We start from the raw sequence: 25,298 nt of genomic DNA on the forward strand, positions 1-25,298 counted from the left end.
TCGCGCCGCGACGTCAGCCTGCGTCGGTCTTCCTGGTCCGCCGACGGGCGGCGAGGTCGAACACGCCGAGGCCGAAGGCGAGGAGCACGAACCCTCCGACCGCGGCCATTCCGAAGGCGTACGCGTCGTGGAACACGTCGATCCCGTGGCTGCCGGCGTCCTGATCGCGGTAGATCGCGGAGTAGAAGAGCGACAGCGCGACGGCGGTGCCGATCGCGGTGCCGATGCGCTGACCGAGCTGCCCGACGGAGCCGGCGAGCCCGCCCGAGCGGGTCGGGATCTCGGCGAGGGTCAGCGTCTGGTTCGGAGCGACGACGAGGCCCGCGCCGATGCCGGCGACGAGCATGACGCCGGCCATGGCGTAGGCGACGACCTCGACCGGCACGGTGTACGCGACGACGGCGAGAACGACGACCGAGACGAGGACCGTCCCGAGCCCCCACACGACGAGCGGACGTCCCAGCCGGCCGACGAGGTTGCCGCCGTACCACGCGCTGACCGCGCTCGCGAGGGCGAAGCCGATCGACACCATCCCCGCGAAGACAGGTTCGAGCCCGACCCCGAGCTGCAGGAACAGTGTCGTCAGCAGGAACATCGCCGGGATCGCGGTGAAGTACGTCGCGGCGATCAGCGTGCCGTTCCGGTAGGAGGCGATGCTGAAGAGCCCGAGCGGAATGAGCGGCGCCCGGCCGGATGCCGCGTAGCGGTGCTCCCACCGGAAGAACGCCACCGCGAACACGGCGAACAGGGCGAGAGTCCACCAGCGCCGCGGATCGTCGTCGGGCGAGCCGGTGGTGAACAGGAACGGCCACATGAGGGTCACGACGGTGATCGCGAACAGGAGCAGGCCGGTGGGGTCCAGTTCGAGCCGGGACGCGCTCGGCTCACGAGTCCGCGGGAGCAGCCAGATGACGCCGGCGAGCACGGCGAGGCACAGCGGCACGTTGATCCAGAAGATGAAGCGCCACCCGTCCTGCGGACCGCCGAGGGCGATCATCAGTCCGCCGAGCGTCGGACCGAACGCGGTCGCGATGCCGATCGTCGCCCCGAACAGCCCGAAGGCGCGTCCGCGCTCCTTCCCGGTGAACAGCTGCTGGATCGTGCCGATGACCTGCGGCATCTGGATGCCCGCGGCGAGCCCCTGCACGAGGCGCCCGGCCAGGAGGATCTCCGTCGTGGGAGCGAGAGCGCAGATGATCGAGGTGACGGTGAAGAGGCTCAGTCCGATGACGAACAGCTGCTTGCGCGAGCGCTGGTCGCCGAGCCTCCCGAAGGGCACGAGCGCGAGCCCGAAGAGCAGGACGTAGCCCGAGACGACGATCTGCAGCTCGGTGGACTGCGCCCCGAGCGCCTGCTCGATGGAGGGCAGTGCGACGTTGACCTTGCTGAGGTCGAGGATCGTCAGCGCGGCGACCGAGACGCAGACCCAGAAGGCGCGCCAGCGCTGCCTCGGGGCGAGCGGGATGCTGGAAGTCGCCGGAGAAGTCATCCCTCCCAGGGTATTCCCGTCGCGGCCGCCGCGGGCGAGACCCCGCGTGTCTCAGAGCCCCTGTGCGAGGCGGTAGTACGCCTGGTTCCAGCGCAGCTCCTTCTGGAATCCGCGGACGGTGGTGTCCTCGTCGATGACGAGCAGCTCCGTGCCGGCGATGTCGGCGAAGTCGCGGAACACGTCGATGCCGACCGCGGTCGTCATCACGGTGTGGTGGGCGGCGCCGGCGGTCAGCCAGCAGGCGGCGCTCGTCGCGAAGTCCGGCGCGGGCCGCCAGATGGCGCGGCCGACCGGCAGCTTGGGCAGATCGGGCGCCTCGACGTTCTCGACGACGTTCGCGACCAGGCGGAAGCGGTCGCGCATGTCACTCATCGCGACGACCAGGGCGGGGCCGGGGTCGGCCGTGAACACCAGACGGACCGGGTCGTCCTTGCCGCCGATCCCGAGCGTGTGGATCTCCAGGCGCGGCTTCTGCGAGGTGAGCGAGGGCGAGACCTCGAGCATGTGCGCGCCGAGGATCTTCTCGTCGCCGGGAGCGAGGTCGTAGGTGTAGTCCTCCATGAGGCTTGCCCCGCCGGGGAGGCCCGCGCCCATGACGTTCGCGACGCGCACGAGGATCGCCGTCTTCCAGTCGCCCTCCGCGCCGAAGCCGTAGCCCTCAGCCATGAGGCGCTGGACGGCGAGCCCGGGCAGCTGCGTGAGCGCGCCGAGGTCCTCGAACGAGGTCGTGAAGGCGCCGAAGCCGCCCGCCTCGAGGAACGAGCGCAGCCCGACCTCGATGGCGGCACCGTCCCGCAGGGACTGGTGGCGCGCAGCGCCCGGCAGCAGCTCTGCGGCGACGTCGTACTCGGCGAGGTAGGTCTGCACCAGCGCGTCGACGTCGGCGTCGGATGCCGCGGCCACGGCATCCGCGAGCTCGTTCACACCCCACGTGTTCACCTGCACGCCGAAGCGCAGCTCCGCCTCGGTCTTGTCGCCCTCGGTCACCGCGACGTAGCGCATGTTGTCGCCGAACCGCGCGAGCTTCAGGGTGCGCGCGGCCTGCCATCCGGCGGCGGCGCGCTGCCAGTGCTCGACCTGCTCGAGGACTGCCGGGTTCGAGACGTGACCGACGACGGTCTTGCGCGGCACGCCGAGCCGCGTCTGGATGTACCCGAACTCGCGGTCGCCGTGGGCGGCCTGGTTGAGGTTCATGAAGTCGAAGTCGATGTCCTCCCACGGGAGTTCGACGTTCGCCTGCGTGTGCAGGTGCAGCAGGGGCTTGCGCAGCGCATCAAGGCCCGCGATCCACATCTTGGCGGGGCTGAAGGTGTGCATCCACGCGACGATGCCGATGACGCTGTCGTCACTGTTGGCGTCGAGGGCCAGCCGGCGGATGCTGTCGGAATCGGTCAGCACGGGCTTCCACTCGACGCGCACGGGCAGGCCCGCGAGCCCCGCGGCGACCTGCTGGGACTGCGCGGCGACCTGGCGGAGGGTCTCCTCGCCGTAGAGCCCCTGGCTGCCGGTGACGAACCAGATGGTGTAGGTCTCGAGGGTGGTGAAGAGGGTCATATCGAGGTCCTTCGGGATCTAGAGGGCAGTGATGGCGGCGGCTTCGACAGCGAGGCCGGCGCGGTAGCGGTCGAGGTAGGCGGCGAAGCCGGCGACATCGCCCGGAGCAGGGTCCGCGACGGATGCCACGGCATCCGCGAACACGACGTCGTCGAGGTAGGCGTCGAGCCCACCGGCGGTGCCGGCGGCGGCGGCGGCACGCCGGAAGGCGGCGAGCACCGCCATGCCCCAGGGCCCGCCTTCGGAGGCGGTCTCGCCGACCGCGACCGGTGCCGCGAGCGCCGCCGCGAGGAAGCGCTGCGCGACCCCCGCCGTGCGGAAGAGCCCGCCGTGCGCGAACATCCGGTCGATCGCGACCCCCTCCGCCGACAGCACGCGCATGCCGAGGGCGAGGATCGCGAAGACCCCGTATACCTGCGCACGCATGAGGTTGGCGAGGTCGAGCGTGGAGTCCGGCGTGCGGACGAAGAGCGGGCGCCCCGCGGTGAGGCCCGCGATGGGCTCACCCGCGAGGTGGTTGTACCCGAGCAGTCCCCCGGCATCCGCGGCTCCCGACAGCGCCTCGCGCAGCAGGACGTCGAAGACGGCGTCGGGGTCGAGCGGGCTCCCAGATGCCTCGGCGAACCGGCCGAACAGGGCCGCCCAGGCGCCAAGCTCGCTCGCGCCGTTGTTGCAGTGGACCATCGCGACCGCGTCGCCGGACGGCGTCGTCACGAGATCGAGCTCGTGGTGGCGCTCCGTCAGGGGACGCTCGAGCACGACCATCGCGAAGATGCTCGTTCCCGCGCTCACATTGCCCGTCCGCGGCGAGACGGCGTTCGTGGCGACCATGCCGGTCCCGGCATCCCCTTCCGGCGGGCAGGCGACGGCGCCCGGGCGCAGGGTTCCGGCCGGGTCGAGCAGGGCCGCACCCTCGGCGGTGAGGGCACCGGCGTCGGCACCGGCGGGGAGCACCGCGGGGAACAGGTCGCGCAGCGGCGGGATCCCGCCCGGGGCGAGCGCGTCGAAGCGCGCGACGAGGGCTTCGTCGTAGTCGGGGGCGCCGGCCGCGATCGGGAACATGCCCGAGGCATCCCCGACGCCGAGCACGCGGCGGCCCGTCAGGCGCTCGTGGACGTACCCGGCGAGCGTCGTGACGGATGCCACGTGCGCGACGTGCGGCTCGTGGTCGAGGACCGCCTGGCGCAGGTGGGCGACCGACCAGCGGAGCGGGATGTTGACGTCGAACAGGTCGGACAGCTCTTCCGCCGCGGGGCCCGTGTTCGTGTTTCGCCAGGTGCGGAAGGGGACGAGCAGCTCGCCGGACGCGTCGAAGGCGAGGTAGCCGTGCATCATGGCGGAGATGCCGAGCGCGCCGATCGTCTCGAGGGTCACGCCGTGCCGGTCCCGGAGGTCGGCGGCGAGGTCGGCGAACGCGGCCTGGACGCCCGCCCACACGGCATCCAGTGAATAGGTCCACAGGCCGTCCTCGAGCCGGTTCTCCCAGGCGTGCGACCCGACACCGAGCACCGTCGCCGGGGCGTCGGCATCCACGAGGCACGCCTTGATGCGGGTCGAGCCGAACTCGATGCCGAGACTCGTCCGCCCGGTGCGCACCGCCTCCGCGGGCGAGGACTCCCCGGTCATCGCCGCGCGTCCGTTCCCTGGCCGTACACGTTCTGGTAGCGGTTGTAGAGCGCGTCGATCCTGTCCTGCGGGATCGGGATGAGCTCCCCGGCCTGGCGCGCGAGGTGCACCGTCCGCGCGACGTCCTCGCACATGACGGCGGCCTTGACGGCATCCTTTGCGGTGGCGCCGATCGTGAACGGGCCGTGGTTCTGCATCAGCACGGCGCGGGAGCGGTGCCCCCGCAGCGTGTCGACGATGCCGCGCCCGATCGCATCGTCGCCGATGATCGCGAACGGGCCGACCGGGATGGGACCGCCGAACTCGTCGGCCATCGCCGTGATGACGCAGGGGATCTCCTCCCCGCGCGCCGCCCACGCGACGGCGTAGTCCGAGTGGGTGTGGACGACGCCGCCCACGTCCGGCATGTTCCGGTAGACGTACGCGTGCGCCGCGGTGTCGCTCGAGGGGCTCCGGTCGCTCCCCGGCGTGCCCGGGACGACGTTGCCGTCGAGGTCGCACAGGATCATGTTCTCGGGCGTGAGGTCGTCGTAGGAGACGCCGGACGGCTTGATGACGAACAGGTCGCTGCCGGGCACCCGACCCGACACGTTGCCGCCGGTCCAGACGACGAGCCCGTAGCGCACGAGCTCCCCGTGGAGGGATGCCACGTCGGCGCGGACGGCGTCGATGTCCGCCTGCACCCGGGCCTCGAACACGCCTGTCGGCTGGCCGCTCATTCGCTCTTCCGTTTCGTGAGGACGCGCTGCAGCAGCACGAAGGCCAGCAGGATGCCGCCGGTGATGATCGTCAGGTACTCCGGCTTGATCGAGCCGTCCTTCGTGATGATCATCCAGAGCGCGGCGAGGACGAGGGATCCGACGACAGACCCGAGGACGTAGCCGACGCCGCCCGTCAGCAGCGTTCCGCCGATGACGACCGCGGCGATGGCATCCAGCTCCCAGCCGATGCCGGTGACGTTCTGCGCCTTCCCGCCCACCTCGGCGGTGTAGACGACCCCGGCGAGACCGGCCAGGGCGCCGCTGATGATGTAGATCGAGACGCGGGTCCGCGCGACCGGCAGGCCCATCAGCTGCGCGGAGGACTCCGCGCCGCCGATCGCATAGACCGTGCGGCCGGTCCGGGTCCGGTGGAGGAAGAACACGGCGCCCACGACGACGACGACCGCGATGAAGAAGCCGGGGGTGAGGACGAGGTCGTTCACCTTCGGACCGTCGATGAGCTTCCAGTCCGTGGCGAGCAGTTCGATGGGCGCACCCTCGGGCGCGTGCACCGGGACAGTGGACAGCATCGAGGCGAGGCCCCGCGCGAGGAACATCATCGCCAGCGTGGCGATGAACGGCTGCACGCTGAAGTATTGGATGAGAACGCCCGACGCGAGTCCGAACAGCGCTCCGAAGGCGATCATCAGGACGATCGCCAGCCACCCGTTGACCCCGGCGCCCATGAGCATGACGCCCGAGACCGAGGTGAAGGCGACCACGGCGCCGACCGAGAGGTCGATCCCGCCGGAGAGGATGACGATCGTCATCGCCACGGCGAGGATGATCGTCGGCGCGAAGCTGACGAGCAGACTCGACATCGTGCCGAGGTGGAAGACGCGTCCGTACGCGATCTCGGCGTAGACGAGCATGCTGACGAAGAGCACCACGGCGGCGAGCGTCGGGATGAGCGACTGGCTGCGCCCCCAGAAGCGCGACCAGGTCTCGCCCGCATCGGCGGCGGTGGCGACGGCCGGGGTGTTCTCGTCCACGGGGCGTCTCGTGGTGGGTGCGCCCCTCATGCGACGACCTCCTTCGGCTGTGCGGGTTCGGCGAGGGGCGCCGCCGGTGTCTGCGGCCGGTTGCCGCGGTGGAGGACGAGCGCCCGGACGCGCTCGGACTGCAGAAGGACGAGCGCGACGATCACGATCGCCTTGAAGGCGGGGGTGGCCGCGGCGGAGACGCCGAGGAAGAGGACGGTCTTGTTCAGCGTCGCGATCAGCAGCGCTCCGACGGTCGAGCCGACGATCGAGAACTTGCCGCCGGCGAGCGATGTACCGCCAATGACGACGGCGAGGATCGCATCCAGCTCCATCTGGTACCCGGTGCCCGAGACGTCGACGGTCATCACCTCCGACACCGTGAACAGGCCACCGGTCGCGGCGAGCACGGCGGACAGGACGTACACCGTGATGAGGATCGGTCGCGGGCGGATGCCGGCGAGCCTGCTGGCCCGGGGGTTGATGCCGATCGACTCGATCATGAGCCCGAGCGCCGTCCGGCGCATGACGACCGACACCGCGATGACGATCACGATCGCGAGGACGAAGCTCAGCGGGAGGCCCAGGAACTGACCGTTCGCGAGGGCGCGGAACGGGGCGTTCTCGGCGTTCGTGTTCTGCCCGCCGGTGATGACACGGGCGATGCCGCGACCGGCGAGCATCATCACGAGGGTCGTGATGAACGGCTGCAGCCCCACCACGGACACGAGGAATCCGTTCACGGCGCCGAGCAGGGCGCCGAGCGCGATCGCGAGGCCGATGGCGGTGAGCATCGCGCCGACCGAGTCGGGCTGACCGAGGTTCGACAGCGTCACCATCGCGACGGCGCCGCCGACGGCCATGACCGAGCCGACCGACAGATCGATGCCGCTCGTGGCGATGACGAAGGTCATGCCGAGGGCGATCATCACGATTGGCGCCGACACGCGCAGGATGTCGAGGACGTTGCCCGAGAGCTGGCCGGTCGTCGGGTTGATCCCGACGGCGAGGTAGGTCGGATCCTTGATCGTGTTGACCAGGAGCAGCACGGCGATGCCGACGATGCCCCAGAACCACGGGGTGCGGGTCAGCGCGCGGAGGCGGTTCATGCGTGTTCTCCTTCACCGTCGATGACGCGGGGATCGGCGACGAGGGTCTCGGCGCGCTCATCGGAGTCGGCGGCGATGATCGAGACGATCCGCTCGGCCGTGACATCCGGTCCGCCGGCGACCTCGCCGATCTTCCGGTGGTCCTTCATGACGACGATGCGCTCCGAGAGGCGGACCACCTCTTCGAGCTCGGAGGAGATGAAGACGACGCTCATCCCGCCTTCCGCGAGCTCCGCGACGGTCTCCTGGATGTCGGCCTTCGCGCCGACGTCGATGCCGCGGGTCGGCTCATCGAGCAGCAGCAGTTCGGGGTCGGTGGCGAGCCAGCGGCCGAGGAGGACCTTCTGCTGGTTGCCGCCCGAGAGGAGGCGGATGGGACGGTCCGGGTCGTTCGGCCGAACGCTGAAGCGCTCCATGTACATCGTGACGAGGCGGTCGACCTCGCGCGCGGGCACACGCCGCAGCCATCCGCGCTGCGCCTGGACGGCGAGCATGATGTTCTCCCGGATGCTGAGGTCGCCGACGATCCCGTCCTCGCGGCGGTTCTCGGTCGAGTAGGCGATGCGGTGGGCGAGTCCCGCGACCGGCGAGGCGATCGTCGCCGTGGTGCCCGCCAGGCGGACGGTGCCCGCATCGGGCTTGTCGGCGCCCACGATGAGGCGGGCGAGCTCCGTGCGGCCAGAGCCGAGGAGGCCCGCGAAGCCGACGACCTCTCCCCGGTGGATGTCGAGGTCGGTGGGGGCGAGGGCTCCCGTGCGGGCGAGGCCCTCGGCGGAGTAGACGGGGGTCGCCGTCCGGTCGCGCTCGTCGATCTGACGGTTCGAGCCCAGCGCGCGGAGCGCGCCGAGGTCCTTGCCGATCATCTTCGAGATGAGTTCGGTGCGGTCGAGCTCGCGCGTCAGGTACTCGCCCACGAAGCCGCCGTTGCGCAGCACCGTGATGCGGTCGCTGATCGCGTAGACCTGGTCAAGGAAGTGGGAGACGAAGAGGATCGCGACACCGCGGTCGCGCAGGCGCCGGATGACGCCGAAGAGCACGTCCACCTCGGCGGCGTCGAGGCTCGAGGTCGGCTCGTCGAGGATCAGGACCTTCGACTTGCGCACCATCGCGCGGCTGATCGCGACGAGCTGCTGCAGCGCGATGGAGATGGAGTCGAGCGGCGCACGCGTGTCGAGGTGGCCGAGGCCCATCTCCTGCAGGGCCTCCCGGGCCCGCGCGTGAGTGGCCCGCCAGTTGATCCCGAAGACCGAGCGGATCTCCTGCCCGAGCATGACGTTCTCGCCGATGGACAGGTTCGTGCAGAGGTTGACCTCTTGGTAGACGGTGGAGATGCCGGCATCCTGCGCCGCGCCGGTGTTCGCGAAGCGCCGCTCCTCACCGAAGACCGCGATGGAGCCGGAGTCGATCTGGTAGACCCCGGTGAGCGCTTTGATCAGCGTCGACTTGCCCGCGCCGTTCTCGCCCATGAGGGTGTGGACCTCGCCGGGCAGGAGGCGGAAGTCGACGCCGTCGAGCGCTTTGACCCCGGGGAAGGCGATCGAGGCGCCGCGCACCTCGACGACCGGGAAGATTTCGTTCACCACGTGCAGGCGTCCTCATCGGATCGGTGATCGGTGGGAGATGGTTCGGGACGGGCGACGACGTGGATGCCGTCGCCCGCCCCGGGTCGGATCGTGGAGGAGGGCTCAGAAGCCCTTGCCCTCGTCGAGCGCCTTCTGGGCCGCCTCGGCGGAGTCGAACGTCGCGCTCTTGACGATGATGGTCGAGTCGACCTTCTCGCCGGCGAGCGTCTTGGTGACCGCGTCGACCGCGTCGGTGCCGAAGAACGGGTTGTACTGGGCGACGAAGCTCAGGTCGCCCTTCGCGAGCGCCTCGAGGGCGCCCTTCGTGCCGTCGATCGTCGCGATCTTGACGTCGGTGCCGGGCTTCAAGCCCGCCGCGGCGACGGCCTGCGCCGCGCCGATGCCCATCTCGTCGTTCTGCGCGAAGATGAACTGGATGCCGTTGTTGCTGGCCTTCAGTGCGGTCTCGATGACCGACTTGCCCTCGTCGGTCTTCCAGTTGGCGGTCTGTGCGCCGACCTTGTTCCAGCCCGACTTGCCCGCGATCGCCGCGTCGAAGCCCTCGTTGCGCTCGTTGACGACGGAGAGGCCGGGAACGCCCTCGAGGACGAAGTAGTTGGCGCCGGATGGGAAGGTCGTGGCCGCCCACTCGCCGACCGACTTCGCGACCTGCGTGTTGTCGGGCGCGATCCGGGTGACGTAGAGGTCGGAGGGCGCGTCGACGCCGCGGTCGAGGAGGATGACCGGGATCTCGGCCTCCTTCGCCTTCTTCAGCTCGTCCTCCCAGCCCGACGCCTCGGTGGCGGTCAGGAGGATGACGTCGACCTCGTCGTTGACGAAGGTCGAGAAGGCGTCCAGCTGCGACTTCTGGTCGCTCGGGCTCGCCGCGGGGGCGTATTTGAGGTCGAAGCCGGCGTCCTTCGAGAAGGCATCCTTGATCGCCTGCTCGTTGGCGTTGCGCCATCCCCCTTCGGGACCGACGGCGACGAAGCCGACGGTCGTGAGCTCCGTGCCGGGACCCGCGGAGTCACCGCTGCTCCCGGCGCCCGTAGATCCGCCGGAGCAGGCGCTCAGGCCGGCGACCAGCGTGCCGGCGGCGACGATCGTGACCAGTCCACGGAATCCGCGCTTGCTGATGTGCATTGTTCTCCTCCTCGAGAAATCCCCGCCGTCGTGGCGAGGCCTGGTGTGCGCCGCCGGGTCGGTTCTCTTCGGGAAAAAGTCATCGAACCAGCGGCTGCTCACCGATTGTGCGCGCTAACATTCCCGGTCGCAAGTCCGCTCCGACCACTCGTTACCGATTTGTTACCGCGAACAAGACCGGTGTGGCGTCACGGCCGGTGCAGAGACCCGGAGGTGGAATCGCGGACGATGAGGTGCGGCGCGATGAGCTCGTGCTGCGGGGTGTCTTCGCCGTCGATCGCCGCCATCAGGAGGCGAAGCGCGAGGGCGCCCAGCGCGGTGAAGTCCTGACGGACAGTGGTCAGCGGCGGGAGGAAGTGCCGCGTCTCGGGGAGGTCGTCGAATCCGATGATGCTCACATCGTCGGGAACGCGGATGCCGCGGTCTGTGAACGCGTGGACGAGCCCGAGCGCCGTCTGATCGTTGCCGGCGAAGACGGCGGTCGACCCGTCCAGCTGACCGGACAGCCCGATCTCGTAGCCGGTGTCGGAGGTCCAATCCCCCTGCACCAAACGCCCTTCGCGCAGGCCTGCCGCGCGCAGCTCGTCACGCCAGCCGTGCGAGCGCGCACGGGCGTCGTACCAGTCGAGCGGGCCGGAGGCATGGGCGATCTCGCGATGTCCCAGATCGATCAGGTGCCGGACGGCCATCCGCGCGCCGGCGTACTGGTCGACGCCGACCGTGTGCAGGTGCGGATCGGGCTCGGCCTTGATGACGAGCGTCGGCATGTTCGATCCGTGCTCTCGGAACAGCTCCAGAGCGGAGGAACGGGGCGCGATCACGCACAGCGCATCGATCCCCTGCGCGACGAGGTCCGCGATGCCCGCGGCGATGGTCTCGGCATCCTCGTCCGAGGTGGCGAACGAGCTGACCGAGTAGTGCCGCGCGCGCGCCGCGCTCTCGATCGCCCGCAGCGTGCTGTTGGGGCCCCACTGCACGGGGCTGTCGACGAGGACGCCGATCCGCATGGTGCGGTTCGTGGCGAGCGCCCGGGCGATCGAGCTGCGCGTGTACTGCATCTCGTCGATCGCCGTGAGGACCCGCGAGCGGGTGGATTCGCGGATGTTGGGATGACCGTTGAGCACGCGGGAGACCGTCATGTGCGACACCCCGGCGGCGCGGGCGACGTCGTAGATGCTCGGCTTCTGCGGTCCCCGCGAGCCGTCCTCGGACATCGTCGTCCCCCTCCTCATGGCACCCTCGGCCGCGACCTCCGCGTCCGCCCATGTTAGCGAGAACACCTCTCGACGAGGGCCGTCTGCGCGTCCCGATATCGTGGAGGGATGGCGAAACGTGAGATCGATCGCGCCGCCGCGGCCGTGGCGAACGCCGTCGATGAGGCGACCGACGCCGCCGCCGCGGCGATCGACCGCGCCGTCGACCAGGCGACCGGCATGCCCCTGGATGACGGCGAGATCGAGAGCTTCACGCACGACGGCGCGAGCATCGTGGTGGAGCGGCGGGGGGATGCCTCGGCATCCGGCACCGTCGTCCTCGTCCATGGGATCGGGATGGGACGGAAGGTGTTCGGCGACCTCGTGCAGCGCGTCGAGGAGCGGGGCGTCGTCGTCACCCTCGACCTGCCTGGCTACGGTGACGCACCGGAGCCCGAGCGCACGCCCACGATCGAGCGGATGGCCGACCTCGTGGCCGCGTACCTGCGCCAGCTCGGGCGCGGACCGGTGATCCTGCTCGGACACTCGATGGGGACCCAGGTCGTCACCGAGGTGGCGGTCCGGCATCCGGACACCGTGTCGCACCTGGTGCTGGTCGCGCCGACGGTCGACCGGGCCCACCGGCGCGCGCTCACCCAGCTCCGCCGCCTCGGCCGGGACCTCCTCGGCGAGAGCGGCAAGGTGCTCCTCCTCGGCGCACGCGAATACGTCCGCGCGGGCCCGAACCTGCGCCGCAAGATGCACGCCATGCTCGTGCACCGGCCGGAGGAGGCGTACCCGAGGATCGCCGTGCCGACCCTCGTCATCCGCGGCGAACGCGATGTGGTCGTCCCGCAGGAATGGTTCGACGAGGTCGTCGCCGCGATCTCCGGCGCCGCATCGTTCGTCGTACCCGGGCACCACCACGAGACGCTCATCCGCGACGCCGCACCGGCCGGTCGCGAGATCGCCCGCTGGCTGCGTGCGACCGGCGCCCGGCGCTGACGGGTGGGATCGGCCCGCCGGCCGGTACCGGCATGCACGCCGGATCAGCGGACGGGTGTCTGCCGGGTCAGTCTGCCGGCGCCGTTCCGCAGATCTCCGCCGCCAGTCGCGCGATCTCCGCGTCGTCCAGCGTCATCCCGATGTCCGCCAGGCGGTGGCGCAGGGCCTGTTCGATGACCGCGGGGCTCTCTGCCGACAGGTCGGCGCGCATCTGCGCGACGAGGCCCTCGCGGCGCTCCGCCTCGGTGGTCTCGTGCTGGTCGAGCACCGGCTCGTCCTGCGTCTCCTCACTCATCGCCCGCCGCCCCCTCGTCATCGTCGGTCGCCAGATCGGGATCGATTCCCTGCGTGACCTCGGCGGTCTCGACGTCGTCCACCGCGTCGGCGTCGTACCCGGTCGCGGCATCGGACGGCGCATCGGAGGGCTGGCCGGCGGCCGCGGCGTCCGCATCCGAGCGTTCGCGCGTCTCGGCATCCGCGGCGTCGGCGCTCTCCCAGCCGGCCGCGGGCAGCGCATCGACCACCCCCTCCGGAAGGTCACTCTGCGTGCCCGGTGTTTCCTGTGACATGTCGGCCCCTCACCTCTCGATAGCGCCAGTGTCGCCGTCGCCACCAGCGGATCGCAGGGCCTTGACGGAGACGGTCGCGCCGGGTAAGCGCTGAGACCGCCTCAGCCGGCGGAGCGCCGGGCGAGAAGACCCGCATGTCCGGGGTGCGCGTCGAACCAGTCGGCGACGTACCAGCAGACGGGGCTGACCACGCGATCACCGCGGCTCTCGAGGTCCTCGACAGCGCGCGACACGATCTCGCCGGCGTACCCGTGCCCTCGGAAGGAGGGGATCGTGTACGCCCGGGTGAGTGAGACGGTGCGCCCGTCGTCGCGGTAGTCCAGCACGCTCACGAGGTCCCCCGCATGGTGGAGCGTGTACCGCGAGGCGTCCTTCTCATCGGTGAAATCGAACCCGGTCATGACCTCCACGCTACGCCGCGCCGACGACCCCGGCGCGGGTTGTGCACTCTGTCACATTTCGATCGGGGAGCACCCTCGAAGGTGTGCGGTTTGACACAGTCGGGCACGGTTCGTCATAATCAGGCACATGACTGACAACGCACGCTTTCTGTCCGCCCGGGAGGCGAACGGATCTGCCGGCATCATGATGCCGCGCGTTGCCATGTGTTGCCGAATGTGTATCTGACGGTCATCCCCGCCGGGTCCGCCCTCCGCCTCTGACGTTCCTCTCGGAACAGGAGCAGCGACCCCCGAGTCACCGCACACCTCCGCCCACGACGCGGATGACGGATGCCTCGACACCGGCCCGCCCGCACGACGCGGACCGCCCTCGCAACACACGCTCGAACCCGACCTTCCGCGCACGGTGCGCCGTACGGGTTCCGCCCCGAAGGACCTCTCCTCATGTCGACCACCGCCCTCCTCGCCCCGCCCGCTCCGCGTCTCGCCCCGCCCGCGACCCCCGCCGCTGCGCCGCGTCATCTGCACGCGATCGATCCGGCATCCACCGCTCCGGCCGCCCCGGCATCCGCCCCGGCGCCCGCGTCGCCGGCCGCCACGGGCGCCGCGACCCTGCCGGCGGGCACCGCCCCGCGCGGCTTCGCCCTCTACGTGGGCCTCGACGAGCTCAAGGCCGCCGCCGACGGCGTCTCGCTGCAGACGATCGTGACCGCTCTCCGCCAGACCCTCGCCGACCTCGCGCCGCACGCCGAGAGCTATGCGACGGTGGCGCTGGCCCCGGCGTCCGCCGGCGGACGCGACGTCGACGTCGTGCGGCTCGCGCTCCACGAGCCGAGCGCCGTCGCGCGCACGAAGGCCGATGAGCCCGACCCCGATCACGTCCCCGGCGGCGTCACGATCGACATCTCGCGCCGTCGGGTGCACATCGACGGCGAGGGCGCTGCGCTCACCTTCAAGGAGTTCGAGCTGCTGCAGTACCTCGTGCTGCGCGAGGGTCGCACGATCGAGCGCACCGAGCTCGTCGGATCGCTGTGGAGCCACGCGGATGAGGACGAGGTGCCCGGCGAGCGCACGATCGACGTCCACGTGCGGCGCCTGCGCGCGAAGCTCGGCCGCTATGAGGACATCGTGCGCACCGTGCGCGGCATCGGCTACCGGTTCGATCGTCACGCCGACGTCGTCATCCGGTTCGGCCACGGAACGCCCTCGCCCGACCGCTTCTGACGGGTCGCCGCCGGTTCGCAGGTGCCGAAATGCGGGTGCCGCGCCCCGCCACCCGCACGATGGCGCCTCCGGATACGGGCCATGCGCACATCGGCGCCTCGGAACGTCCGGTGTCGACGGCGTGACGTAGGGTGACGGCATGACGAGCGGCGCGGTGACCCGACCGCGGGTGGGCGCGCCGTCGGGCGGGATGACACCCGGCGGGATGCCGCGAGGTGCGGCGTCGGCGCGCGCGACGCGCGACCCGCGCCCTGCGGCCGGGCGCCCGATCGAGGCGGAGTACCGCCCGCGCACGCCGATCGACGCACACCGGGCGATCGCGCTGCAGCAGCGCGGGGCCCACGATCCGGCGCAGACCACCGCCGCCGGGGTCATCTGGCGGGCGAGCCGGACGCCGCAGGGCATCGCGACGATCGCGGTCCGCGTCGAGCGGACGCGCGTGCGGGCCGCCGCATGGGGTCCCGGCGCCGAGTGGATGCTGGACCAGCTCCCCCGCCTGTGCGGCGCCGACGACGACCCCGCGGGCTTCGACCCCGGCCGCCATGCGCTCGTCGCCGACGTGCACCGTCGACACGCTGATCTGCGGCTCGGGCGCACCGACCTCGTCTTCGATGCGCTCGCCAGCGCCGTCTTCGAGCAGAAGGTGACGGCTCTGCAGGCCTTCGGCGCGTGGCGGATGATCCTCACCTGGTGCGGCGAGCGCGCACCGGGGCCGACCCCCCGGCCACTGTTCGCGCCGCCCGCGGACTGGCACCTCGTGCCGAGCTGGACGTGGCATCGTGCCGGGCTCGAGCCGCCGCAGTCCCGCACCATCGTCGCGGCCGCGCGGCGCCGGGGCGGGGTCGAGAGCGCCGCGGCATCCGCCGACACCGGCGAGGCGCGCGATGCCGTGTTCACAAGCCTGCCGGGAGTCGGGGTGTGGACGAGCGCGGAGGCCCGCATCCGCGCGTTCGGCGACCCCGATGCGGTGAGCGTCGGGGACTACCACCTCGCGCACCAGGTCGGCTACGCGCTCACCGGGCATCGCGTGGACGACGACGGCATGGTCGAGCTCCTCGAACCGTGGCGGGGGCACCGCCAGCGCGTCATCCGCCTCCTCGCGCTCAGCGGCGTCTTCGAGCCGCGCCGCGGCCCCCGACTCGCCCCCGAGGATCACCGCCGCAGGTGACGCAGCTCGCCGCACGACCGTACAGTGGAGTCGTGAGCTCCCCCGAACCGAGACCCTCCGGCTGGCCGCGCGGCCGCTGGGGATGGCTGGCCGGCACCGTGCTGCTGCTGGTGGTCGGCATCGTCGTGGGGCTCATCCTCGGCAGCGTCTGGATCGGGCTCACGCTCGCGGTGATCGTGTCGATCGGGTGGCTCATCGCCTACGAGTCCTGGCGCGGTCGCACGCCGGACATGGACGACCCCTGGGACGACGGCGCTCAGCTCTGAGGCGCGGCCGCGTCCTCCGACGCGAGCGATACGGGTGACCTCGGATGACGGGGCCTGGTTTGCCTCGGCATCGCGATGTCCGACATAGTGGAACTTAGGTATGCCTAACCTTCCTTCGTGACATCCGTCGCACCCAGCCCCTACCAAGGAGTTCCCATGACCATGCGCCGACTCAGCGTCGCTGCACCCCTGGCTCTGGCTTCCCTGCTCGCCCTCTCCGCCTGCGCCAGCACGCCCGGAGCAGCCGAGACGACCGCGCCCGCCGCCTCCGCGCACTTCCCCGTGACCGTGACCGACCTCGGCGGCAACCAGGTCACGATCGAGAGCGCGGACAGCGTCGCGATCACCGACAACCGTCTCTTCCAGCTCGCGGCCGACTGGGATGTCCCCGTCACCGTCGCCCCGCGCGACCTGATGAGCCCCGCCAACCCGATGAAGGACGACGAGAAGATCCTCAACATCGGCACCCACGGCGAGCCGGACTACGAACAGATCGTCGCGGCCGACCCCGACCTCGTCATCACGGGGTACCGCTTCGGCGGCGAGGAGACCGCCAAGGGCGTGCGCGACGCCGCTCCGGATGCCGCGATCGTCGACACGAACACGCCGGCCGGCATGTCTGCCGACGAGTACCTCGTGAAGAGCGTCACGCTCATGGGCGAGATCTTCGGCAAGGAGAAGGAGGCAGCCGACCTGGTCGACGAGTTCCACGACGCCGTCGCGACCGCCAAGGATGCCTATGACCCGTCCACGACCGTGATGGGGCTCATCACCTCCGGCGGCGAGATCAACTACTCCAACCCCACCGACGGTCGCGGCGCGCGCATCTTCTTCAGCCTCCTCGGCATGACGCCCGCCCTGGAATCGGCCGGCTCGGAAACCGACAAGGGCGACAGCGTCTCCCTCGAGGCCCTGTCGGCGGCGAACGCCGACGCCTTCCTGGTCCTCGATCGCGACGCGGCCGTGGGTTCGGGCCAGGTCACGCCCGCGCTCGATCTGATCAACGGATCCGCCGCCCTCGCGAACGTGCCGGCCGTGAAGAACAAGGCCATCTACGTCTTCCCGTCGGACTACTACCTGACCGAGGACGTGTACGCCTACATCTCCGTGCTGAACGGCCTGACCAAGGTCTTCACCCAGAGCTGATGCGCTGATCCCGCGCCGCCGCGCCGCTCCGTCCGGAGCCGGGGCGGCGCGGGCCGCCGACCTGGAACTCCCCCGTGTCCCTGATCTCCCTCCCCCGCCGCGTCACCACCGTGGACGCCGTGTCGGGCGCGCGCCGCGCCCGGTCGGCGCGCACGCCCTGGTGGGTGCTCGCACTCGGCATCCTGGCGACCGTGGGCCTCCTCGCCGTCTCGGTGTTCGTCGGCGTCGCCGACATCACCGGCGACGGGGGCGACTTCCTCTGGATCACCCGCGTCCCCCGCACGGCGTCGCTCATGCTCGCCGGCGCCAGCATGGCGATGGCCGGACTCGTGATGCAGCTCATGACGCAGAACCGATTCGTCGAGCCGACGACCGTCGGCACGACCGAGTGGGCGGGCCTCGGCCTGCTCCTCACCTCCATCCTGGCGCCCTCCGCGGGCATCGTGACCAAGATGCTTGTCGCCGTGGTGTGCGCCTTTCTCGGCACCCTCGTCTTCTTCGCGTTCCTGCGCCGCGTGACGCTGAAGTCCTCCCTGATCGTGCCGATCGTGGGCATCATGTTCGGCGCGGTCGTGAGCGCGATCACGACCTTCCTCGCGATCCAGACGGGCCTGCTCCAGGTGCTCGGCGGCTGGTTCCTCGGGCGCTTCACCGGCGTCGAGGTCGGCCGCTACGAGCTGCTCTGGATCGTCTTCGCGGTCGCCGTCGTCGTCGTGATCGCCGCCGATCGGTTCACCGTCGCGGGCCTCGGGAAGGACGTCGCGACCGGCGTCGGGCTGAACTACGAACGCGTCGTGCTCCTCGGGGTCGGACTCGTCGCGATCACCACGGGAGTCGTCACCGTCGTCATCGGGATGCTCCCCTTCCTCGGCCTCATCGTCCCGAATCTCGTCTCGATGGTCCGCGGTGACGATCTGCGCTCCAACCTGCCGTGGGTGTTCCTCGCCGGCATCTGGGTCGTCACGGTGTGCGACATCATCGGACGGGTCGTCATCATGCCCTTCGAGGTGCCCGTCTCCCTCGTCCTCGGGGTCGTCGGCGCCACCGTGTTCATCGCGATGCTGCTGCGCACGAGGAGGACCGGTGCTCGCTGATCCGCACCTCGCCGCGTCGCGCGGGCCGTCGGCGGGCGGCGTCCCCGCGGCCGCGACCCGCCCTGCGCCGCCGCGCCGGATGCGCGCCCGGATCCTCCTGCCCGCCCTCCTCGCCCTGGCGGTCGTGCTCACCGTCCTCCTCCTGGCCTGGGACAACCCGTTCGAGCCGTTCACCGATCGCTGGTGGCGCATCTCGGCGATGCGCACCTCGACGATCGTCGTGATCGCCCTCGTCACGTACTGTCAGTCCCTCGCGACGGTGTCGTTCCAGACCGTCACGAACAACCGGGTCCTGACCCCGTCGATCATGGGATTCGAGTCCCTCTACGTCCTCATCCAGACGAGCGTCGTGTTCTTCTTCGGCACGACCTCCGTCGCGGGGCTGGACCCGACCGTGCGCTTCGTCCTGCAGAGCGCCGCGATGGTCGTCTTCGCGGTCCTGCTCTACTCCTGGCTCCTCTCCGGGCGCTTCGGGAACCTGCATGTCATGCTCCTCGTCGGCATCGTGCTCGGGGCGGGGATGGGATCCCTCTCGACCTTCCTGCAGCAGCTGCTCGACCCGAACGAGTTCGACCTCCTCCGCGCACGCCTGTTCGGCAGCATCGGCAATGCGAACACCGACTTCCTCTGGATCGTCGTGCCCGTCTGCCTCGTCGTCGGCGGCGTGGTCCGGCTCAGCGCCCGGCGCCTGGACGTCCTCTCGCTCGGGAGCGACATCAGCACGAACCTCGGCATCCGCCACCGCCGTCAGGTGATGGTGATGCTCACCCTCGTGGCCGTGCTCATGGCGATGAGCACCTCGCTCGTCGGACCGATGACCTTCCTCGGATTCCTCTCCGCCACTCTCGCGTACTCGATCGCCGACACCTACGAGCACCGCCGGATCCTCCCGGTCGCCTGGCTCGTCGGATACCTCACGCTCGCCGGCGCCTACTTCCTCCTCCGCCACGTCCTCTCGCTCGTCGACAGCGTCTCGATCGTCGTCGAGCTGGTCGGCGGGCTCGTCTTCCTCTTCGTCGTCTTCCGGAAGGGACGCCTGTGATCCGCCTGAACGGCGTCGTGAAGCGCTACGGCGCCACGCGCATCGGACCCGTCGACCTCGAGCTGCCCGCGGGCGGGATCATCGCCCTCGTGGGTCCCAATGGCGCCGGGAAGTCGACGGTCCTCACGATGATCGGGCGGCTGCTGTCCCCCGACGGGGGCACGATCACCATCGACGGCGTCGACGTGCACACCGCTCCCTCGCGGGAGGTCGCCCGGATGGTGTCGATCCTGCGGCAGGAGAACCACTTCGTCACCCGCCTGACCGTCCGCCAGCTCGTCGGCTTCGGCCGCTACCCGTACAGCGCCGGCCGGCTCACCGCGCACGACGAGGAGAAGATCTCCGAGGCGATCGACTTCCTCGACCTCACGGATCTCGAGCAGCGCTTCCTCGACGAACTCTCCGGCGGTCAGCGCCAGCGCGCCTACGTGGCGATGGTCCTCGCGCAGGACACCGACTACCTGCTCCTCGACGAGCCGCTGAACAACCTCGACGCGCAGCACTCGGTGCAGATGATGACTCGGCTCCGGCACGCCGCCGACACCCTCGGCCGCACGATCGTCATCGTCCTGCACGACATCAACTTCGCCGCCGCCTACAGCGACCGCATCGTCGCGATGGAGGACGGCGCGGTCGCCGTGCACGGCACCCCGGACGAAATCATCCGCGACGACGTCCTCACCCGCGTCTTCCGCACGCCCGTCACGGTCGTCGACGGTCCGACCGGACGATTCGCCGTCTATCACCGCGCCCCCGCCGAGAACGGAAGCCCCCGATGAACCCTGTGCCCTTCCACCTCGAGCGCCGCAGCCACGACCTGCGCTTCCGCCGCGTCCGCCTCGCCGCGCGTCGCTGGCTCACGCCGACATATGTGCGGGTGCGCCTGGCCGGCCCGGAACTCCGCGGCTTCGACTCCCCCGGCGCCGACGACCACATCCGCGTCTTCTTCCCGGATGCCGAGGCGGCGACCATCGACGAGCTGCGTGCCGCGCCGAGCCGCGAGTACACCCCGCTCGCCTGGGGCGAGGACGAGGCCGGCGACGGGTGGCTCGACCTGGAGTTCGCGATCCACGGCATCCAGCCGCACGGCGGACACGGCGGACACGGCGGACCGGGCGGACCAGGCGGCGCGGACGGGGTCGCCGCGGCCTGGGCGGCGACCGCCGAGATCGGCGCGCCCGCCGGGATCGGCGGGCCGCGCGGCTCGATGACCATCTGCGGCCGGCCCGACGCGTGGCTTCTCGCGGGCGACGAGACGGCCGTCCCGGCGATGCGGCGCTTCGCCCATCGGATGGATGCCGCGGCGGTCGGACGCATCCTGGTGGAGGTGCCGGATGCCGCTCACGAGCTGCCGATCGACGCCCCTCCCGGGGTCGCCGTCGAACAGCTGCACCGCGCCGGTCGGGGCGGCGACGCGCGGCCCGGCGGTGCGCTCGCCGCGCGCCTCGATGAGCTCGGGACGACGGAGCGCCCGGCGGGCGACGTGTTCGCCTTCGTCGCTGCGGAGCAGGCGATCGTGAAGACTGCGCGCAGAGTGCTTCTGGACCGCTGGTCGCTGGATGCGGACCGCATCGTGGTCAAGGGGTACTGGAAGAACGGGGAGACCGAGTACCACGCACCGCACTGACGCCGTGCCCGCGCGCGATTCCGGCGGCCAGGCCACGGGCTCTACGATGTCAGCCATGGCCATTCCCCAGCGCACCGCCGCATTCGCCTACCGCGCGGCGGCATCCTTCGTCATCCTCATCGGGATCGCGCGCGTCTCCGGCCTGTGGAGCGGTTCGCCCACGTGGGGGTCGTTCCTCTACTACACCGTCTTGAGCAACGTCCTCTGCCTCGTATGGATGGTGTGGTCGGCCATCCTCACGCTCCGCGATGCCCAGAGCAAGGGATGGTACGGCTTCTCGACTCCGTCGGTGCGCTTCGCCGCCGCCGTGATGGAGGCCATCACGGTCACCATGCTGATCTACCTGTTCGTCCTGGCACCGGCCCTGTTCACCCAGCCCGGCGCCTACGAGCCGTTCACCCTGACGGACAACCTGGTGCACATCATCACGCCGATCCTCGTGATCATCGATTGGCTGCTGTTCATTCCGAAGGGAAGGCTGGGGCGATTCGACCCGGTGCTGTGGGCCCTGATCCCGTGGGGCTACCTAGTCTTCGCCTATACGTTCAGCGCCCTCGGCGGAACATTCGCGGGCCAGCCCGTGCCGTATCCCTTCATGAACGTCGAGAAGAACGGGCTCGGCGGTGTCGTGCTCTGGATCATCGGCCTGTCGATCGCCCTCATCGGCGTCGGCTACCTGTTCTACGGCCTCGACCGTCTGCTCGCCCGCGTCGGCGCGGGCCGCGAGGAGCGGCGCCGCGTCGAGCGCGGAGCGCACGCGGCGTGATCAGGCCGGGGCTTCCTCGTCCTCTTCGGGGTTGAAGTTCGATGGTTCGTCGCTGAGCCCGGCGGCGACACCGTCGGGGTCCGCGGGAATCGTGCCTTCGTCGCCGAGCCCCCCGGGCTTGGTGGTCGCGTCCTCATCGGACGTGACATCCGACGGCTCACCGCTGTTCTGGTCGGTCATGTCGACTCTCCTCTCCGGGCCGCCCCAGGAGGAGGCGGACGCCCGTACCGCCACGCTAGGGACCCTCGGCGCCCCGGTCAGGGGGATTGACCGGCGCGGCCGCGCAGGGTAGCCCGCTCACATCTCCTCGTGGGTGTCCGGATCCCCGTCCCAGAGCCGCCCGCGCTCGAGGCCCGAGATCGCCGCGAGTTCGTCGCCCGTGAGGTCGAAGCCGAAGACGTCCGCGTTCTCGATCTGCCGCGCGGGTGTGGCCGATTTCGGGATCGGGGTGGATCCGAGCTGCGTGTGCCACCGCAGCACGGCCTGCGTCGGCGTGACGGCATGCGCGGCGGCGATGTCGCCGATGACCTGCTCGCCCAGCAGCTCGCTGCGTCGGGCGAGCGGACTCCAGCTCTCGGTCCGGATGCCGAGAGAGGAGTGGACGGCGCGGAGCTCATCCTGAGGGAAGTAGGGGTGCATCTCGATCTGGTTGACCGCGGGCGTCACGCCCGTCTCCTCGATCACGCGCGTGAGCATCGCCGCGGTGAAGTTCGAGACGCCGACGGTGCGGACGAGCCCCTCCTTCTGCAGGTCGATCATCGCCTGGAAGGTCTCGACGTAGCGGTCGACGCGGGGATTCGGCCAGTGGATGAGGTACAGGTCGATGCGCTCGAGCCCGAGCCGTTCGAGCGAGCCGCGGGCGCTCCGGCGGGTCTCGTCGTACCCGTGATCGCGGCCCGGGACCTTCGTCGTGACGAGGAGTTCGTCGCGGATGCCGCTGCGCCGCACCGCCTCCCCGACCTCGCGCTCGTTCTCGTAATTCACCGCCGAATCGAGCAGGCGATACCCGTTCCCGATCGCCTCGACGATCGCGTCGGTCCCCTCCGCGCCGGTGAGGGTGTACGTGCCGAATCCGAGCTGAGGAAAGGCGATGCCGTCGTTCAGCGTGACCGTGGGGATCGTGACCATGGCATCCACGCTACGCGCCGTGGGCGAGGGCGGGGCCGGGGGCGGCCGTGGGGGGCGCCTCGCCGATGAGCTCCGCGATGACGCTCACCACGCCGGCCTCCGCGTTCGACGGCGCGCGGTAGCGGGCGACGGCGACGACGTCGGGGTGCGCGTCACCCATCGCGTAGGACCACTCCGCTGCCTGGAGCAGCTCGATGTCGTTGAGGTAGTCGCCGAACGCGGCCGTCTGCGCAGGGGTCACGCCGAGCGCCGCCTGCAGCGCGCGCAGGGCGACGCCCTTGTCGACGGTCGTGTTCATGATGTCGACCCAGTGCGCGCCCGAGACGACCACCTGATGCGTCGCCGCCGCATCCGCGAAGGCGGGCGCCGTGTGGTCCTCGCCCCCGTCGAAATCGTAGATCGCGAGCTTCAGCACCTGGTCGTCGACCGCGAGGAGGTCCGGCACGATCTGGAGCCGCGCGTAGTACTTCTCGACCTCGGAGACGAACGCGGGGCTCTGCTCCTCGATGTAGGCGGACCGTTTGCCGCACACGACGATCGCCGCATGCAGCTCGCCGCGGGCGACGAGGTCGCGCAGTCGCTCGACGACCGATGCCGCGAACGCCGGGTCGACCGCGTCGGAGGAGACCTCGACGTCGCCGCGGACGACGTACGCACCGTTCTCGGCGATGTAGTCGAGGTCGCCCTCGACGTGACCGAACATCGTCTGGAGGGTGGCGAGCTGGCGCCCGCTCGCCGGCGCGAAGGCGATACCGCGCTGACGCAGCCGCTCCAGGAGCGGCCAGAGGCCGCCGGGGATCGTCCCATCGGGGAGGAGCAGGGTGCCGTCCATGTCGACGGCGATGAGTCGGATGTCACGGGTCGTCACCCGTCCATCCTCTCAGGCGCGTACGGGTGGGGGCTTCTCGCCCCGGCGGGCGTAGGCGGCCGCGCTGCGACTGGACAGCGCCAGGAGGACCAGCACGTCGATGGCGATCGCGGCGAGTCCCGCCTTGACGGTGAACTCCTGCCCGCTCGACCACCAGGCCACGAAGCTCGACGAGACGGAGATGACCGACCCGAACATGACGACCACGCGCGGCCAGTTCCACCCGAGCCAGATGAAGAACGCCAGCGCGGCGTCCACGAGGAGGACGACCGCCGTGACCACGACGGCGAGCGTCGTCCCGAACGACTCCCCGTCGACCGTGACCTCGAGGGAGGAGGGGTGGGTGAGGATGGCCTCGACGATCACGAAGATCCCTGTGATGACACGCAGCGCGAGCAGTCCCACGCCCGCGATCGTCGTTCCCGGGCGGCGCATGGCCGGGTCGTAGCCGGTGGGCCGCAGGAGGCGGGTCGCCGGTTCGTAGGCGGGGCGCTTGGCGGGCGTGGGGGGCGTGGCGGGTTCGGCGGTCTCACGGGTCACGGGGCATCCCCCTCTCCCTGGTTCGCGGCGGTCGCGATGGGCCCGGCGGGCACGGGCGCGGCGGCGGCACCGGCGGTCCCGGATCCCGCGGACAGCGCGCGCAGGTCGACGACGGGCAGGTCGCCGTCGGTGCGGATCGAGTCGCCGCCGCCGTTGCGCGCGTGGTAGCCGGTGGCGAAGTCCTTCAGGATGTCGAGGGAGACGGCGGCGTCGGCATCCATGAGGGTGCGGACCACGTGATCGCGCTCCACGTCGGTGTCCGCGTCGATGCGGTGCGTGATCTGGAGGGTGAACAGCGACAGACCGACGGAGGTGTCGAACGTCGCCGCAGCGAGCCAGTCGACCTGGCGTCCGCCCGGCAGCAGCCACCCCTCGGGGCACCGCCAGAATCTCACGTGGTGGCGCTGTGCGGGGTTGCCGTCGACCTCCTGCTGGAACGCCAGGTCCTGCTGATGACCGAACAGGAACAGCGGGCTCACCGGCGCCTCGTCGTAGCTGCGGCGCAGCACCGTCGAGGTGACGATCCGCCACGAGCTGCGCAGCGTCACCGGGTCGGCGGCCCTCCACCCCGCGGCGCTCAGCGCCGCGAGGAGCTGGTCCTGCGAGCCCATGAGGGCGAGGTTGACCGGGTCGCCCAGCAGTCCGTCGCTCGTCCGCGCGCGCCCGATGAAGTAGTCGGGCACGTAGATCGTCGTGAGGATGCGGTGCAGCCGCGGAAGCACGAGGTACGCCAGGAGCACCCAGAAGGCGACGCCCAGGCCGATCCCCCACCAGCCGATGTGGAAGGTCTCGGTCAGACTCAGGTAGGCGAGCCAGACCGCCGCGAGGCCCGCGAAGGTGAAGAAGAACCAGTCGAGGGCGACACCGATCGACCAGCGGCGACGCTGGTGCGCGACGTGCGTTCCCGAACCGGTCATACGGGTCACGCTACCGGGGCGACGCCGCGCGCGGAGGAGGGTTTCCGGGGGTTATCCCGACCCTCGATCGTCCGGCTGGCTCCCGTGTGCCGCATGCCGCCGCGCCCCTACCGTGGGAGC

27 protein-coding genes are annotated in these 25,298 nt (G+C 70.7%); 10 read left to right on the plus strand and 17 right to left on the minus strand.

Annotated features, from left to right (window positions below):
* Positions 1–13: 13 nt before the first annotated feature.
* The 9 genes from J0P97_RS00695 to J0P97_RS00735 all read right to left on the minus strand — a co-directional run bounded on the left by J0P97_RS00695 (position 14) and on the right by J0P97_RS00735 (position 11,438).
* A complete protein-coding gene (locus tag J0P97_RS00695; RefSeq protein ID WP_215485852.1) occupies positions 14–1,489 on the minus strand; it encodes an MFS transporter in 1,476 nt (491 codons plus the stop codon).
* 51 nt (positions 1,490–1,540) lie between these two features.
* Positions 1,541–3,043, minus strand: a complete 1,503-nt coding sequence (gene araA / locus J0P97_RS00700; protein ID WP_215485853.1) for an L-arabinose isomerase — start codon at positions 3,041–3,043, stop codon at positions 1,541–1,543.
* Positions 3,044–3,061: 18 nt separating this feature from the next.
* Complete coding sequence (locus J0P97_RS00705) at positions 3,062–4,669, minus strand: FGGY-family carbohydrate kinase (RefSeq protein ID WP_215485854.1); 1,608 nt, start codon at positions 4,667–4,669, stop codon at positions 3,062–3,064.
* A complete protein-coding gene (locus J0P97_RS00710) occupies positions 4,666–5,388 on the minus strand; it encodes an L-ribulose-5-phosphate 4-epimerase (RefSeq protein ID WP_215485855.1) in 723 nt (240 codons plus the stop codon). The genes J0P97_RS00705 and J0P97_RS00710 overlap by 4 nt, the downstream gene beginning before the upstream one ends.
* Positions 5,385–6,452: an ABC transporter permease gene (locus tag J0P97_RS00715; RefSeq protein WP_215485856.1), complete on the minus strand. Its 1,068-nt coding sequence runs from the start codon at positions 6,450–6,452 to the stop codon at positions 5,385–5,387. The genes J0P97_RS00710 and J0P97_RS00715 overlap by 4 nt, the downstream gene beginning before the upstream one ends.
* On the minus strand, positions 6,449–7,519 hold the full coding sequence (locus tag J0P97_RS00720; RefSeq protein WP_215485857.1) for an ABC transporter permease: 1,071 nt from the start codon (positions 7,517–7,519) through the stop codon (positions 6,449–6,451). The genes J0P97_RS00715 and J0P97_RS00720 overlap by 4 nt, the downstream gene beginning before the upstream one ends.
* A complete protein-coding gene (locus J0P97_RS00725) occupies positions 7,516–9,102 on the minus strand; it encodes a sugar ABC transporter ATP-binding protein (protein ID WP_215485858.1) in 1,587 nt (528 codons plus the stop codon). The genes J0P97_RS00720 and J0P97_RS00725 overlap by 4 nt, the downstream gene beginning before the upstream one ends.
* A 102-nt stretch (positions 9,103–9,204) precedes the next feature.
* Positions 9,205–10,224 carry a substrate-binding domain-containing protein gene (locus J0P97_RS00730; protein ID WP_215485859.1) on the minus strand — a complete coding sequence of 340 codons (1,020 nt, stop codon included), beginning with the start codon at positions 10,222–10,224 and terminating at the stop codon, positions 9,205–9,207.
* A gap of 188 nt (positions 10,225–10,412) precedes the next feature.
* Positions 10,413–11,438 carry a LacI family DNA-binding transcriptional regulator gene (locus tag J0P97_RS00735; RefSeq protein ID WP_215485860.1) on the minus strand — a complete coding sequence of 342 codons (1,026 nt, stop codon included), beginning with the start codon at positions 11,436–11,438 and terminating at the stop codon, positions 10,413–10,415.
* A 108-nt stretch (positions 11,439–11,546) separates the two neighbouring features.
* On the opposite strand from J0P97_RS00735, the gene J0P97_RS00740 reads away from it, so the two are divergent.
* Positions 11,547–12,422: an alpha/beta fold hydrolase gene (locus J0P97_RS00740; protein ID WP_215485861.1), complete on the plus strand. Its 876-nt coding sequence runs from the start codon at positions 11,547–11,549 to the stop codon at positions 12,420–12,422.
* 67 nt (positions 12,423–12,489) lie between these two features.
* Here J0P97_RS00740 and J0P97_RS00745 read toward each other — a convergent pair whose 3' ends face one another.
* The 3 genes from J0P97_RS00745 to J0P97_RS00755 form a co-directional block, all read right to left on the minus strand.
* Complete coding sequence (locus tag J0P97_RS00745) at positions 12,490–12,717, minus strand: hypothetical protein (RefSeq protein WP_215485862.1); 228 nt, start codon at positions 12,715–12,717, stop codon at positions 12,490–12,492.
* Positions 12,710–12,991 (minus strand): hypothetical protein, encoded by a 282-nt coding sequence (locus J0P97_RS00750; RefSeq protein ID WP_215485863.1) that lies wholly within the window; start codon positions 12,989–12,991, stop codon positions 12,710–12,712. Before J0P97_RS00750 ends, J0P97_RS00745 begins: the two co-directional genes overlap by 8 nt.
* A gap of 101 nt (positions 12,992–13,092) precedes the next feature.
* The gene (locus J0P97_RS00755; protein WP_215485864.1) at positions 13,093–13,392 is read right to left on the minus strand and encodes a GNAT family N-acetyltransferase; all 300 of its coding nucleotides are present in this window, start codon (positions 13,390–13,392) and stop codon (positions 13,093–13,095) included.
* Between the two features lie 444 nt (positions 13,393–13,836).
* Between J0P97_RS00755 and J0P97_RS00760 the strand changes: the two genes are divergently transcribed.
* The 9 genes from J0P97_RS00760 to J0P97_RS00800 all read left to right on the plus strand — a co-directional run bounded on the left by J0P97_RS00760 (position 13,837) and on the right by J0P97_RS00800 (position 21,725).
* Positions 13,837–14,616 carry a winged helix-turn-helix domain-containing protein gene (locus tag J0P97_RS00760; protein ID WP_215485865.1) on the plus strand — a complete coding sequence of 260 codons (780 nt, stop codon included), beginning with the start codon at positions 13,837–13,839 and terminating at the stop codon, positions 14,614–14,616.
* A gap of 205 nt (positions 14,617–14,821) precedes the next feature.
* Complete coding sequence (locus J0P97_RS00765) at positions 14,822–15,784, plus strand: DNA-3-methyladenine glycosylase family protein (RefSeq protein ID WP_215486095.1); 963 nt, start codon at positions 14,822–14,824, stop codon at positions 15,782–15,784.
* A 32-nt stretch (positions 15,785–15,816) separates the two neighbouring features.
* A complete protein-coding gene (locus tag J0P97_RS00770) occupies positions 15,817–16,050 on the plus strand; it encodes a hypothetical protein (RefSeq protein ID WP_215485866.1) in 234 nt (77 codons plus the stop codon).
* A 156-nt stretch (positions 16,051–16,206) separates the two neighbouring features.
* On the plus strand, positions 16,207–17,196 hold the full coding sequence (locus tag J0P97_RS00775; RefSeq protein WP_215485867.1) for an ABC transporter substrate-binding protein: 990 nt from the start codon (positions 16,207–16,209) through the stop codon (positions 17,194–17,196).
* A 74-nt stretch (positions 17,197–17,270) separates the two neighbouring features.
* Positions 17,271–18,290, plus strand: coding sequence for an ABC transporter permease (locus J0P97_RS00780; RefSeq protein WP_372449658.1), 1,020 nt, complete (start codon positions 17,271–17,273; stop codon positions 18,288–18,290).
* Positions 18,280–19,332, plus strand: a complete 1,053-nt coding sequence (locus J0P97_RS00785; protein ID WP_308163316.1) for an iron chelate uptake ABC transporter family permease subunit — start codon at positions 18,280–18,282, stop codon at positions 19,330–19,332. Before J0P97_RS00780 ends, J0P97_RS00785 begins: the two co-directional genes overlap by 11 nt.
* On the plus strand, positions 19,329–20,111 hold the full coding sequence (locus J0P97_RS00790) for an iron ABC transporter ATP-binding protein (protein WP_215485868.1): 783 nt from the start codon (positions 19,329–19,331) through the stop codon (positions 20,109–20,111). The genes J0P97_RS00785 and J0P97_RS00790 overlap by 4 nt, the downstream gene beginning before the upstream one ends.
* The gene (locus tag J0P97_RS00795) at positions 20,108–20,959 is read left to right on the plus strand and encodes a siderophore-interacting protein (protein WP_215485869.1); all 852 of its coding nucleotides are present in this window, start codon (positions 20,108–20,110) and stop codon (positions 20,957–20,959) included. Before J0P97_RS00790 ends, J0P97_RS00795 begins: the two co-directional genes overlap by 4 nt.
* Before the next feature lie 55 nt (positions 20,960–21,014).
* Entirely contained in the window at positions 21,015–21,725 is a 711-nt protein-coding gene (locus J0P97_RS00800) for a Pr6Pr family membrane protein (protein WP_215485870.1), read from the plus strand.
* On the opposite strand, the gene J0P97_RS00805 is transcribed toward J0P97_RS00800, so the two are convergent.
* The 5 genes from J0P97_RS00805 to J0P97_RS00825 form a co-directional block, all read right to left on the minus strand.
* Complete coding sequence (locus J0P97_RS00805; protein ID WP_215485871.1) at positions 21,726–21,905, minus strand: hypothetical protein; 180 nt, start codon at positions 21,903–21,905, stop codon at positions 21,726–21,728.
* A gap of 117 nt (positions 21,906–22,022) precedes the next feature.
* Positions 22,023–22,853, minus strand: coding sequence for an aldo/keto reductase (locus tag J0P97_RS00810; RefSeq protein ID WP_215485872.1), 831 nt, complete (start codon positions 22,851–22,853; stop codon positions 22,023–22,025).
* A gap of 10 nt (positions 22,854–22,863) precedes the next feature.
* Positions 22,864–23,721: a Cof-type HAD-IIB family hydrolase gene (locus J0P97_RS00815; protein ID WP_215485873.1), complete on the minus strand. Its 858-nt coding sequence runs from the start codon at positions 23,719–23,721 to the stop codon at positions 22,864–22,866.
* 12 nt (positions 23,722–23,733) lie between these two features.
* Entirely contained in the window at positions 23,734–24,261 is a 528-nt protein-coding gene (locus J0P97_RS00820; RefSeq protein WP_215485874.1) for a hypothetical protein, read from the minus strand.
* A complete protein-coding gene (locus tag J0P97_RS00825) occupies positions 24,258–25,178 on the minus strand; it encodes an LssY C-terminal domain-containing protein (protein ID WP_215485875.1) in 921 nt (306 codons plus the stop codon). The genes J0P97_RS00820 and J0P97_RS00825 overlap by 4 nt, the downstream gene beginning before the upstream one ends.
* Positions 25,179–25,298 lie beyond the last annotated feature (120 nt).

The organism is Microbacterium flavum (assembly GCF_018717645.1).
GTDB lineage: Bacteria > Actinomycetota > Actinomycetes > Actinomycetales > Microbacteriaceae > Microbacterium > Microbacterium flavum.